Below are 13,468 nucleotides of genomic sequence, written 5' to 3'. Positions count from 1 at the left end.
ATTGTGTAAACAAATGTAAATTAAACGTTCATTGTGACTGATATCTCACTTACTTTCACTCTCTTAATTTTTTTGACAATATTTTTATTATGCTCACTTCAGAAGATCTTATTTACACTAACGAACGTTACAATATCATCAGAAAAGAAGATGCTGATACGAAGGAAGTTTATTCTTTGAAAATTATACAAAATGAGACACCATCAGAGAGTGAATTATCTCAACTTTATAATGAATTAAACCTGACAAAAGATCTTTCAATCAATGGAATAAGAGAGCCTCTCAAAATTCAAAAATATAAAGATAAAGTAGCTCTTTGGTCTAGATACGCACCAGGAAAAACCCTGAAGAAGTTTTTCCCAATTTCAAAACCTAAGCGTTTTCTAGAAATAGCAATCAAAGCTTCTAAAATCTTGAAGGATATCCATAGTCACAAGATTGTACACAAGGATATCAACCCAAATAATATTCTTTTTGATATAGAGACCAAGAAAGTATCTATTATTGATTTCGGTATTTCCTCTAAAATGGAAACAAGGGTTGAATTTAGTAATAACGTTGATACTCTTGAAGGAACGCTAAACTATATTGCTCCAGAACAAACAGGACGAATGAACAGGGTGATTGATTATAGAGCAGATATTTACTCTCTTGGTATTACATTTTTTGAATTAATTACTAATCATCTACCTTTCGATGTCACTGATTCATTAGAGCTTATTCATTCTCATATTGCTAGAGAACCATTTTTAATTTCTAAGTTTAGAAGTGATTACCCAAAGGCTATCGAACAAGTGATCTCTAAAATGATCATGAAAGATGCAGAAGATCGATATAATTCGGTCAATGGATTGATTCATGACTTAGAATTTATTTTAGAAAACTTGAATCAAGAAGCTCTTGAAACTTTCGAAATAGGCAAGAGAGATTACAATCATCAATTAAAAATACCTCAGAAACTTTACGGTAGAGACAAAGAATTTAATACTGTATTGGAGTCGGCATTAAAAATGGTCGATGGACGTAAAAACCTACTCATGATTGATGGATTATCGGGTACAGGTAAGTCCTTTTTAGTAAATGAGGTCCACAAGTATATCACAAGTTCGAATGTCAATTTTATTAAGGGTAAGTTTGATCAATACCAAAAGACTGTTCCATATTTTGCTTGGATTCAGGCTTTCCAACGTTATCTTGATAACATACTGACGCATAATCAAGAGCAATTAGAGGAATGGAGTGAAAAACTGAAAATCGGTTTAGGAGACAATGCGAAAGTACTTACGGATATCATTCCTTCACTTGAATTGATTATTGGCCAACAAGCTGAAGTGGCACAATTGAGTGGTATAGAAGCTCAAAACCGTTTAAGTTATTTATTCGAGGTGTTTGTGAGTTTGATTTGTAATGAGGACAATCCTTTGATCATTTTTATAGATGACTTACAATGGGCTGATAATGCTTCACTTCGATTACTTAAAACAATTTCAGAAAGTAATCTTTCTCAATACTTATTGATTATTGGGGCTTACAGAACCAATGAGGTAGATACTTCACATCCTTATTATCTGACACAAAAAGAAATCATTCAAAATGGTGTTGAGTTTGAAAACTTACACCTTGATAATCTTCAGGAAAAGGATATAAAAGCACTGATCAGTGATATGGTTGAAGTGGCTGATTATACTTATGATCAGCATAATATAGACGCGATAAGTGAATTAATCATTCAGAAAACCGATGGTAATGCGTTTTTTGTCAATAGGTTTATTGAGGTTATCTATGAGAAAAAACTATTATACACTGAATTTGCAGGTGATATATTAGTTTGGAAATGGGATGTTGAAAAAATCAGAATTGAAAATATCACATCCAATGTGGTAGACTTGATGGTTGAGAAAATTAAAAGTTTACCAATTGATGTTCAGGCTGTTCTTAAACCAATTTCTTGCTTAGGTAATAGCATCTCTAAAAGCTTTATGGAAGTTGTTTTCCAGGAAGACGAAAAGAGTTTATTGAAAACATTAGAACCTGCTCTAATATCTGGAATTATATATGAATCTGAAAAAGACATCATCTTTATTCATGATAAAATTCAGCAGGCAGTATATACAACCGTCAACGAAAAAGAAAGGGTACGAAACCACCTAAAATGTGCCCGATTGTTAGACCTCCAATTCAATGAAAATCCTAAGAGTTTATTTGATTTGGTCAATCAATACAATGAAGCACTTTCGATCATCGATACAACCTATGAGAGAGAAAGAATTGCCTTATTGAATTTTGAAGCGGGGAAAATAGCGAAACAATCTTCCGCTTATATATCTTCATTAGAGTATTTAGAAAGAGCGAAGGCGTTGTTAGGGGGAGATGAAGTCTGGACTGAAAATTATACAATTGCACTTGAACTGTTCAAAGAACTAGCGGATGTTCAATATTTGAATAGAAACTTTGAAGAATCTCAAGCATATATTGAGAATATCCAAAGCCATGTACATACAGATTTAGAAAGAGCAGAAATACTGAATATGCTCATTATTCAGCTGACGTTTGAAACCGATTATCTGAGAGGAATAGAAACGGGTGTAAAAGCCTTGAGTATTCTTGGCCTTACATTAGAAACTGAAAACCTTCAAGAAGTGTTGGGAGGAGAGGTGCAAAAGATGATGGGTAAAATTGGAAGCAAGCCTATACCGTCATTGATTGATGAGCCTGTAATGACGCAACAGAGTAAAATCATCTCAACTCAATTGTTGGTGAACCTTATCCCTACAGCTTACCTATCAGGTCAAATGGAATTGTATGCCGTGATCAGTGCCAAAATTATCAACTTGGCATTAGAATATGGGCATTCAGCAGAGTCTTCTCATGGATATTCAAATTATGGAGGTGTGATTGCTGCTATGATGGGAGAATATCAGGCGGCGTTCCAGTTTGGAGAATTGGCCTTGGCATTGACCCATAAGTTTGACAACAAATACCTAAGATGTAAGGACTCCATGTTATTTGCGAATTACATCAATCCATTTACAAAACACGTTAAAACATCTACAGAAATTAATGCTCAAGGCTTTCAACTTGGATTGGAGTCGGGTGAGTTACAATACCCAGGTTATATTTCGATGTTCCAAGTGATGAAGCCTATTTTTATGGGACAATCATTGGATGACGTAATCAAAAATGCGGAGGAGTACATTTCATTTACAAACAAGACGAAGCATATTTGGGTAAATGATGGAATACGTTCAATGAAGGCAGTAGCAGAGAATCTAGCCAATTGCCCTAATGATATATTTGAATTTGATACAGATCATTTCAAGGAAGAGCAGCATTTGAAAGAGTGTTTGGAAAGAAATAGTTTGAACGGCGTAGCCTTTTTCTTAATCCTCAAAGCACAAAATTCATTTATTTATAAAAACTATTCTCTAGCGAAAGCATGCCTTGATAAAGTTGCAGAAGTAGTGCCAGCTATCGCAGGTATGATCATCACTGCAACGTTCAACTTCATTCAAAGTTTGGTTCACCTTATTGATGAACCAACTCAGGAAAGCTTTGATTTAGTAGCACAAAATCAATTACAAATGAAAAAATGGATGGACAACTGTCCTGACAATTTTACACATATGTTTTTGATTGTAGAGGCAATGAAGGTTTACGCAGAAGGCAAAAAAATGAAAGCCGTAAAGATCTTCAAGGCCGCAATTAAAGATGCGGAGAAGAACGGTTTCTCTAATCATGCCGCTATTGCTCACGAATTGTTATCAGACCTTTGGAAAGAACTGGATTTTGATGACTATCACATGATCCACATCGAAAAGGCTTATAATTTCTACAATAAGTGGGGTGCAAAAACAAAGTTGGCATTAATCGAACAAGATTATCCTCAATATAAATCGAAACATCTCTCTCTTGAAGGAGAAAGTAGTTCTTCATCAAGTACAACCGCATCTATTGATGTAAAAACCATTATTAAGTCAGTTGAAACCTTCTCGAAAGAAGTGAAATTAGATGATTTGTTGGAAAAAATGCTTCATACAATAGCCGAAAATGCAGGAGCGAGAAAAGCTGTTGTACTCTTACCTCAAAATGATAAATGGGAAGTTTCAAAATCATATATTTCTAGTGAGCAGGAAACAAATGAAACAGGAGTACCAATGTCATTGGTCAACTATGTAGGAAGAAAAATGGAGATCTTGCTGGCGAAAGATTTGTCTTCTGATGATCGTTTTAATAAAGATATTTATTTAAAGGAAAACAACGTGTTGTCGGTGTTGTGCATACCGTTAGTACACACCAATCATTGTAATGCAATTCTTTACTTAGAAAATAATCTCACCAAAGGAGCATTCAGTGATAGACACTTAGAGTTGTTGAAGATGTTATCCACTCAAATATCAATTTCTATCGAAAACTCTAACCTTTACGAAAACCTTGAAGAAAAAGTAAGGTTAAGAACCGTGGAGTTGGAGCGTAAAAATCAGAATATTACAGCAAGTATCAACTATTCTAAAAGGATTCAGCAAGCCATTCTTCCAAGGTTGATGGACATTAATAGATTCTTGCCTGATACAACTGTATTTTTCAAACCCAAAGACATTGTAAGTGGAGACTTTTATTGGTTTAGCCATAGTCTGGAAGACAATAGGAGTTTAATCATTGCGGCAGATTGTACAGGTCATGGTGTACCAGGGGCATTGATGAGTATGATTGGTGATTCTATTCTGAAGAAAATTGTAAGAGATCAAAATACATATATGCCAGATGATGTATTGGATAGAATGCATAAAGAGTTCCAGAAGGCATTGAAAACTAAGACTACTCAAGTAAAAGATGGTATGGATGTGGCCATGTGTATGTTTGATCATGATGAAGAAAAAGTATATTATTCTGGAGCTAAAAATCCTTTTGTATTCATTAAAGATGGAGAACTGAAAACGGTAAAAGGAAGTAAGTCAGCCATTGGACAATTACATTCTAACCATGTGGGATTTGAATTGCATACGTTTAATTTCTCAGAAATAGATGCTATATATATTTACTCAGATGGCTATCAAGATCAATTTGGTGGTGATGCAAATAGGAAGTTTTACCCTAAAAGGTTAAAGCAACTATTCTTAGATATTCATAAAGAAAAATCAGAAGTACAGGTATCCAAACTAGAGCATACACTCAGTGACTGGATGCAAAAAGCTAATGAAAGTCAAATCGACGATATCCTAGTAATAGGTATTAAACTCAATTAAAAATTACACCTTAATGGAACACTTAGAGCTAACTAATGCTACTCAATCAAGTGATTTAGTAAAAGGGTATCCTGTAGATACCCCTGACCAACACGGCTTTGTTATCCTTGGAGAGGATACATTGTTTTTAAGTCATTTCATGATGTTTGCGATGCCAAACCACCAATATCAAGTCATATTGGAAATAGAAATGCCTGAAAACGATAGACAGTTGTATGTAAATGATCTAAAGGAATACCCTAATAGAACACATACATTGGCCAACATCCAAGAGATTTTCCCAATGATCTTACCGGACATCGGTAAGGGAGGTAATCCAGCCTTTGATAATTACCCTTATGTGATTCATTCCTTCCCATTTGAAATGTACAGAGGTGTTCCGATTATACCAGAAGAACATGCCGTTTTATTAGCAAAGAGCACTTTAACGATCAAAAAAGTGATTGCTTTCAGACATTTCGATATGTCAGATACAGGTACTTACACACCTAACCTAACGTATTATTTATTTGGTAAAGGAAAAGAAGCTTACCTTTGCCATTTTGTAACTATTGGCCCTGATTTCCAACATGAAGTAGAATTGGCAGAAGTTCCTGAGTGTTTAACACAAGAAGAACTGGAACAAGGTGTATTAATCTCTTTCCCAGCTTTATACTCATATCCTGGTCAGTCTTTACCGGAAAAATCGCCAATTTCAGACGGTGACCATAATGTCATTATAAGAGGTAAAGAAGGGTTGCATACTATCAAGGTGAAAAGAACAATTCATTTTGATACAACCTTGATCAATATGCCTCCAGATAACGATTAATCACTCTCTTAAAACTTATACTATGAAGTCAACAACAGAACTATCAGAAAGAGTAATACAGTTAGGAGAGAAGTTTGAAAAAATGCCAGAAGAGTTAAAGCTTCATCTAAAATCTAGTGGCACAAATTCTTCTGCAGCTTGGTTTTTGGGAACAAAAGGTGAAAACATTTCTCTATTCTCAGAATTAATACAAAAAGGAATTGACGCTCATCAGGAAGCACGTTTAAGTTACTATCCTGATGACCCCGCATATATCACAGAACAGTTAAAAGATTCTGAAGAATATAAAAATACCGTTGATTTTCTTCAGAAAGAATACCAAAAACTGTTGAGCCAATTACAGCTTTCAGGACCATTTTGGAGTATGAGAAGTATTGGTCACATGCTTTGGGATACTTCTTTACCTGGTATGTTGGGCTACTTCTCGGCGATGTTATACAATCAAAATAACGTAGCAGCAGAAGCATCTCCCGTAACAACTCTCCTTGAATTAGAAGTGGGAAATGATCTATGTGAAATGCTAGGTTATAATACACAGCCGATCAATACCAATAAGACCTCAAAAAGTGATGTAAATACGAATAAAATTGTTAGCTGGGGACACATCACGTGTGACGGAAGTGTAGCGAATACCGAAGGCTTGTGGATGGCCAGAAATGTAAAGTTCTATGCTTTGGCAGTAGCATTGGCGATTCAAAATGAAGAGGTTTTAGCTCCTGCAAAAAAGATTAGAGTAACCTTATTAAATGGAGACAGTGAAGAATTATTGTCTTTGGATAATTGGACGCTCTTGAACCTTCCAATTGACGAGGTGTTACAATTACCTCAAGATATGGAAGATGATTATGGCATAGATACGAAAGTCTCTGGTGATCTTATCAATAAGTATTCTGTTCAAAGTCTTGGTTTACTCGAATATTATCAGAAATACCTTAGAGATATTTATCATACACCACTTGCTTTTTCACCTGATACAAGACACTATTCATGGCCTAAAGCAGCTACTTTATTGGGTTTGGGTTCTGCTAATAATAGAGCCGTAAAAGTAGACCTTCGTTGTAGAATGGATGTGAAGGATCTTGAAAAACAATTGCAAGAGTGTTTAGAGAAGAAGCAACCTGTACTAACGGTAATTGCCGTAATTGGTAGTACGGAAGAAAGTGCAGTAGATCCATTGCAAGAGATCTTAGCCTTGCGTGAAAAATTCAGAAAGAAAGGAATGGAATTCTGCGTTCATGTTGATGCCGCATGGGGAGGATATTTCGCTGCAATGATTCGTAAAGACGGTACATTGTGGAGAGATAAAAACCAGCCGGAAGATATCGATGAACAATTGGTGCCGGATTTACCAATGAGTGATTATGTAATCGAACAGTACAAAGCTTTTAAACACGCTGATTCTATCACCGTTGATCCACATAAGGCAGGGTATATTCCTTACCCAGCAGGTGGGTTATGTTACAGAAATTCATCAATGAGAAACGTGGTGACGTTTACTGCTCCAGTAGTATTCCATGGTGGATTTGATCCTACTGTAGGTGTTTATGGTATTGAAGGTTCTAAACCAGGTGCAGCAGCAGCAGCGACGTACCTTAGCCATAAAGTAATTCGAACAGACGAAACAGGTTATGGTAAAATATTGGGTGAGTGTTTCTTCTCTTCCAAGAAGTTTTACGCCAATCTTGTTTGTATGAATTTGGATAGATCGAAGCCTTATATCAGTGTGCCTTTGATTGATTTACCAGTGATCAATAAAGGAGGCAGTGTTCAGGAAGGCATTCAACAGATGGAATACATCCAAGAAAGAATAATCAATGTAAGTAATGAGGAATTGATTCAAGACCAAGAGGCTATGAAGTTGTTCAGAGAACTTGGGCAAGATCAAACGATCAATACTTATATGTTTAATTTCAAAAATGCTGACGGAAGTGTTAATACAGACTCCGCTAAGTGTCAGTTGTTGAATAATGAGATCTATAGAAGATTAAGTTTTAGTCCAGGTCAAAAGGATTTGGAGGAGACTAAATTAGTAGTTACATCTTCTAATTTTTCACTGGACAATTATTCTAAAGAATTTATCGATTCACTTAGATTGAGATTAGGACTACAAGGTGATGAAGAAACACCAATTCCTTTTATGATTTCGACAATGATGAACCCTTGGACCACTGCTACGGATCAAGGTTCTTTCCTTCCTAAGTATATTGAGATTCTAGGAAATACCGTGGAAGAAATTGTATTGGAAATTTGGAGTGGCAAATTACAGTAGTTCAGCATAAGTTGAATTCTATTTTATAGCATAAGAGGCTGTTTATTTGGAGTAAACAGCCTCTTTTTTATTTTGAACTTTTTCTGATCTAATTGTTCTACTTCTGACTTAATCCAAATGTCGGATCAATTTTCAGTTTTAAGCAAAGTACAATAGCGGGTATTCCCGAAATGACCACCCAAAGAAAGAAATGACTATACCCCAGAAACTCTTGAATATAACCTGACGGCATCCCCGGTACCATCATTCCAAACGCCATTAATCCAGTACAAACCGCATAATGTGCTGTTTTATTTTCTCCTTGAGAAATATAGAGCATATACATCATTAGTGCCGTAAAACCGAAACCATAGAAAAACTGCTCAATAGCAATTACAATTCCTGGGAAAACAAGTCCTTCGGGAGTAAAAGAGGCTAATAGCCAGTAGCCAAGGTTAGGTAAATTGATAGAAAGAAGCATTGGCAGTATCCAAAACTTTAATCCTTTTCTATAAATAGCTATTCCTCCAAGTACACCTCCGACGACTAAACAAGCAAGCCCGATGGTGCCGTATAGAATACCAAAATCTTCATTCGTAAGACCAATACCACCTACTTGTCTATCGTCTAATAAAAATGGTGTAGCAATTTTTACTAACTGAGCTTCGCCTAAACGGTACAATAGAATGAAGCCAATAGAAAGTTTGATTCCTTTTTTATTAAAGAAAGTCAGAATTGGGGAATTGAGAATTTGAGGTTGTGTCTTTGCTTTTTTCTTTAAGTCGAAATAAGTATAGATCACTACCAAAACGCCTAATGCTAAGTAAGTCCAAGTGGTATCTATATTTAAAAACTTATTGATAAGAAAACCTCCAAGCCCAATGATGCAGATCTGACTAATGATTATAGCCACTTCTTTAATGCCACGTTCTTGTTCTTTATCAGATCTTAGTGTTTCAGTATTTGGTAAAATCACTTTGTGTAATAGACTAAAACCGGCCATAGCTGCACCAAGAACCAAGAAAGTCGTACTCCAAATTGTCGTATAGTTTTGATAAGTTTTATAGAAATGACCTGTTAAATAAACAATGCCTCCTTGGCCGACCCACATCGCTAATCGATAAAAAGTACTTCTAATACCTACAAAAAAGGCTTGTTGATCATCACGAAGCCCAATCATATAAAAACCATCCGTAGCAATATCGTTGGTGGCAGAGGTTAGTGCTACGATCCATAATGCAGCAAGGGAATATTGAAAAAAGTTATCCATAGGCAGGGTGAACGCAACTGCGGCAAAAGCACCACCAATCACCAATTGCATCATGTATATCCACCATTTTTTTGTACGTACTACGTCTACTACAGGACTCCAAATAGGCTTGATAACCCATGGTAAATAAAGCCACGAAGTATAAAGTGCAATTTCAGCATTACTGATATCTAAATTTTTATACATGATGACCGCCACGGTCATTACAATTGTGTAAGGAAGACCTTCAACAAAATAAAGAGTAGGCAGCCACTGCCATGGATTTCTTTCCTTCTGCATTTGTAGAGTAGTTAATATTAGTGTAGTACTTTTACTTTTTTAGAGAAAAAGTTTCCCGCCTTAAGCATAATTGCATTGCTTCTGCCACTTTCATTATAGTTAGCATCCAATGCAGTAACAATGTAAGTATATTTTTTACCTTTCTGAAGGTCTCTATCTACGTAAACTTGTTCTTTATAAGGTGCTTTATTGATAATGTCATGGATGTATTTCCCATCAAGGTGACCAAAACCGCCCTCATCGTAACGGTAGATTACATATTTTGTAGTACCAGTTCCTTTCTCTGTATCTTCCCATTTCAATGTAGCTCCTCTATCCACTTGCCCTCCGCTATTAGTAATTCTAACTTTTGATGGAGCTTCTAATTCTTTAGTAGTGACCGAAGGAGGTAAGACATAGTTTTTATAATTGACCTTGATGGAGTTGGTTACATTTAGTGGATTTTCAAATAGATATTTTGCACTGAAAAAGGCATTCCCTTTCACTTTATCATATTTTTTATTGATATGCATCTGTTCCGAAATCTCTTTAGGATCTTCCCATTTTGTACCCAACTTATAAAGTGCTTGACCGATATAGAGGTTTGTATTATAGCAGTTGTTATTCCACCACATTACTACCTCTTCATAAGGAGCAGCTCCTAATTCTCTATGCCAATAGACCTGAGGAATTACATAGTCAATCCATCCTCTTTTCATCCATTTGACAATATCAGCATGCAAATCATCATAATTAGTGATACCGGCTCTAGTGTTTGATCCTTTTGGATCTACATTTTTATTTCTCCAAACCCCAAAAGGGCTAATGCCAAATTGTATATCAGGTCTTTCAGCTTTTAGTTGCATGGATAAACTTTGTACAAAATAATCGACATTATCTCTGCGCCAAGCATCTTTATCTTTGAACTGACTACCATATTTTTGGAAAGATGCTTCATCCGGGAAGTCTTCACCTTGGATTTTGTAAGGGTAGAAGTAATCATCAAAATGGATAGCATCAAGGTTGTAATGTCTAGCCACTTCCATGATGGCATCTAATACAAATTTTCTTCCTTCGGGATGTCCGGGGTCGAAGTAGTATTTGTTGCCATATTTCACAAACCATTCTCTGTGGTGAAAAAATGGGTGCCCTGGAGCTAATGCAGTAGTGTCAGCATTCATGGTTACTCTGTAAGGGTTAAACCAACCATGAAAATCTAAGTTTCTTTTGTGTGCTTCATCAATCATAAACTGAAGCGGATTGAAATAGGGGCTAGGTGCTTTACCTTGCTTACCAGTAAGGTATTTGCTCCAAGGCTCATAAGAGGAGGGATAAAAAGTATCGGATACCGGCCTTACTTGTACAATGACAGTATTGAAACCTAGTTCCTGAATTTTATCTAAATAACGAACGTAGTCTTCTCTTTGCTCTTCCGTAGTGGTAAGGTGAGGGGCAGGGAAATCGATATTATTGACTGTGGCTATCCAAACGCCACGGAACTCCCTTGTACTTTGGGCCATTAAGGTAGAATAAGTACATAAAAGAGTAATAAAAAATAATTGAAGTTGAAAAAAATGCTTCATGTCTGTTTGTAAAATCAATTGAGACATGAAGATACATGATTTAGGTTAAAACCTACTTTCCTATAAGGATAAATGATATTGAATTAGTCCTTCTGTAGGAGATTGAATAATTTCGGGAGCCTCCAACTGGCACTCTTCAAAAGCTTTTAAAAGTAAAGGAGAGAAGTGATGTGCAATAGAGCCTGTAATTTTTACAGTAGAGCTGTTATTGTTTAAAAAGGGAAGGATGTAATATTGTATGAATTGATGAAACTGCTCTAAAATCATTTGTTTTAAATGTTCATCGTATTGATGATGTTCTATAATAAAAGGGGCAAAAGAAGCACAGAAAGTATTAGGGTTTTTCTTTTTATAAAGTGATTCTAAGATATCCTCAGTTGTCAGATTGAAAGTATCTATAAAATGACTGATCGTTTCCATAGATAGCTGAGTGGTCAGTAATTTTTGCAAGAAGGATAAACCAAGAGTGGCTCCACTACCAAAATCACTTAACATATATCCTAAAGAAACCGGCTTATCAATGATTTGCTCTTCTTTATAAAGGCAAGAGTTGGCACCTGTACCCAATATAGCAGCTACTCCGGTGTTGTCTTTACCGAGTAAACCTCTGGCAGCACCCAACAGATCGGTATCTATTGTGATTTCAGTCTCAGGCAAAATAGCAGATAAAGCTTGTTCTACTTTGGCTTTTCGCTCTTCTGAGCTACATCCTGCACCATAGAAAAAAACCTTTTTGATGTCATTGATATCAACAACCTGTGAAAAAGCGTATAGATCCTGTTGAAAAGCTTTGATCAGCTCTTCTTTACTCCAAAAAAGAGGGTTGTACCCTGCCGATTTAAAGGAGGAGACTACTTTATTTTCTGATAGATTCAGTAAAGTCCAGTCTGTTTTAGTGGATCCGCTGTCTGCTATTAATTGAAAAATAGTGGAATGATTTAAATTGAAAGAAGTTTAATCTTTATCCTGTGATTTCTGAAAAACCATTAAGTCAGTACCATTTCTTTGTAAAGCAAAAACAACAAAGATGATCAAGGCAATCACCAATATAATACTTGTGGCAGCCATAATCTTGTAGATGTCAGTGTTAGCCTGCGTTTCTAACTCTTTTTCTTTAAGTTGAATTTGTTGCTGTTGTAATTCTTTTTGTTGTGCTAACTGTAGCTTAAGGTCTTTGTCATTTGCACTTAGAACGGCCGAATTAAGCTCTCCTCTAGTTGTAGCCAATTCTTGCATAAGATCATTGGTAAGCTCTTTTTGCTTTCTTAAAGCCTCTTGAGCAGCGATTTCAGATTGTTCCGCAAGCTTTTGTTCTTTTAAAGATTGCACATGCTTTGCTTGTGCTTTTGCAAGAGATTCTTGTGTTTCGGCCAATTGTTGTTGAGTCCTTTTTAGGAGTTCATTATGTTCCTTAGCACGTTGGCTCATCTCTTGGATCACTCGGTTATTTTCGTCGATATTTCTTTGTAAACGGAATTTGTCGTCTTTTAATTCAGAAATGCGTGTTTCAAGTGATCGGATAGAACCTTGTTTCATATCCAATTTTTGATCATTGGTATTCAACTCTGCTTCTCTTTCATTCAATCGCTTCTCTAGCCTTAGCATGTCATCTTTAAGGTCAAGAATACGATCATTTTGATGTTTAATTTTAGAGAGGTATGCACCGCTTTCGGCTTCAATTTGAGCATTTTTCTTTTCTAACTCATTGATTCTCATTCTCTGATGTTTTGAGCCATCTGCACCAGAAAAAGCCGCATATACACCAAGTACCCCACAGACTAGTAGTCCTATGACCCCCACTCTTACCCAACTTTTTTGTTGAACAAGCTCTTCTTTGAAACCGTTTGTATTATTTCTCATTGACTGTTTTTGCGAACAATAAATTAAATGTAATAACAGATAAAGTGGAAAATTAACCGAGTAAGTTAGATAAGTTTCCTAATTATTATGTAAAGCAGTGATATAGTGAAATGAACCTTGGTCAACTGCTTAAGGGAGAATGTCTATTCAATAGGTTATAATATTGTGATTTTCAATTTGTATTCAAAATAAAAA

7 protein-coding genes are annotated in these 13,468 nt (G+C 35.8%); 3 read left to right on the top strand and 4 right to left on the bottom strand.

The annotated features are described in order from the left end of the window. Nucleotides 1–89 precede the first annotated feature (89 nt). From PL77_RS23015 to PL77_RS23005, 3 genes are read left to right on the top strand one after another with little or no spacing between them, the layout of a single operon-like run. Nucleotides 90–5,243 carry an AAA family ATPase gene (locus PL77_RS23015; RefSeq protein ID WP_044210760.1) on the top strand — a complete coding sequence of 1,718 codons (5,154 nt, stop codon included), beginning with the start codon at nucleotides 90–92 and terminating at the stop codon, nucleotides 5,241–5,243. Nucleotides 5,244–5,256: 13 nt separating this feature from the next. Next, nucleotides 5,257–6,054: a hypothetical protein gene (locus tag PL77_RS23010; RefSeq protein WP_044210758.1), complete on the top strand. Its 798-nt coding sequence runs from the start codon at nucleotides 5,257–5,259 to the stop codon at nucleotides 6,052–6,054. Between the two features lie 22 nt (nucleotides 6,055–6,076). Beyond that, on the top strand, nucleotides 6,077–8,323 hold the full coding sequence (locus PL77_RS23005) for a pyridoxal-dependent decarboxylase (RefSeq protein WP_052444663.1): 2,247 nt from the start codon (nucleotides 6,077–6,079) through the stop codon (nucleotides 8,321–8,323). A gap of 97 nt (nucleotides 8,324–8,420) precedes the next feature. On the opposite strand, the gene PL77_RS23000 is transcribed toward PL77_RS23005, so the two are convergent. The 4 genes from PL77_RS23000 to PL77_RS22985 all read right to left on the bottom strand — a co-directional run bounded on the left by PL77_RS23000 (nucleotide 8,421) and on the right by PL77_RS22985 (nucleotide 13,273). Then, complete coding sequence (locus PL77_RS23000) at nucleotides 8,421–9,851, bottom strand: hypothetical protein (RefSeq protein WP_044210756.1); 1,431 nt, start codon at nucleotides 9,849–9,851, stop codon at nucleotides 8,421–8,423. Between the two features lie 17 nt (nucleotides 9,852–9,868). Further along, complete coding sequence (locus PL77_RS22995; protein WP_063769046.1) at nucleotides 9,869–11,413, bottom strand: glycoside hydrolase family 10 protein; 1,545 nt, start codon at nucleotides 11,411–11,413, stop codon at nucleotides 9,869–9,871. A 60-nt stretch (nucleotides 11,414–11,473) separates the two neighbouring features. Beyond that, entirely contained in the window at nucleotides 11,474–12,070 is a 597-nt protein-coding gene (locus PL77_RS22990; protein ID WP_044210754.1) for a hypothetical protein, read from the bottom strand. 297 nt (nucleotides 12,071–12,367) lie between these two features. Next, nucleotides 12,368–13,273: a hypothetical protein gene (locus PL77_RS22985; RefSeq protein WP_044210753.1), complete on the bottom strand. Its 906-nt coding sequence runs from the start codon at nucleotides 13,271–13,273 to the stop codon at nucleotides 12,368–12,370. Nucleotides 13,274–13,468 lie beyond the last annotated feature (195 nt).

This window comes from Flammeovirga sp. OC4, from assembly GCF_000812565.1.
In the GTDB taxonomy this organism is placed as follows: Bacteria; Bacteroidota; Bacteroidia; order Cytophagales; family Flammeovirgaceae; genus Flammeovirga.
This window is presented reverse-complemented; position numbering and strand designations above follow the sequence as displayed.

Coding starts and splice junctions, on each gene's coding strand:
- PL77_RS23015 (WP_044210760.1), top strand. CDS start 90: ATGCTCACTTCAGAAGATCTTATTTACACTAACGAACGTTACAATATC.
- PL77_RS23010 (WP_044210758.1), top strand. CDS start 5,257: ATGGAACACTTAGAGCTAACTAATGCTACTCAATCAAGTGATTTAGTA.
- PL77_RS23005 (WP_052444663.1), top strand. CDS start 6,077: ATGAAGTCAACAACAGAACTATCAGAAAGAGTAATACAGTTAGGAGAG.
- PL77_RS23000 (WP_044210756.1), bottom strand. CDS start 9,851: ATGCAGAAGGAAAGAAATCCATGGCAGTGGCTGCCTACTCTTTATTTT.
- PL77_RS22995 (WP_063769046.1), bottom strand. CDS start 11,413: ATGAAGCATTTTTTTCAACTTCAATTATTTTTTATTACTCTTTTATGT.
- PL77_RS22985 (WP_044210753.1), bottom strand. CDS start 13,273: ATGAGAAATAATACAAACGGTTTCAAAGAAGAGCTTGTTCAACAAAAA.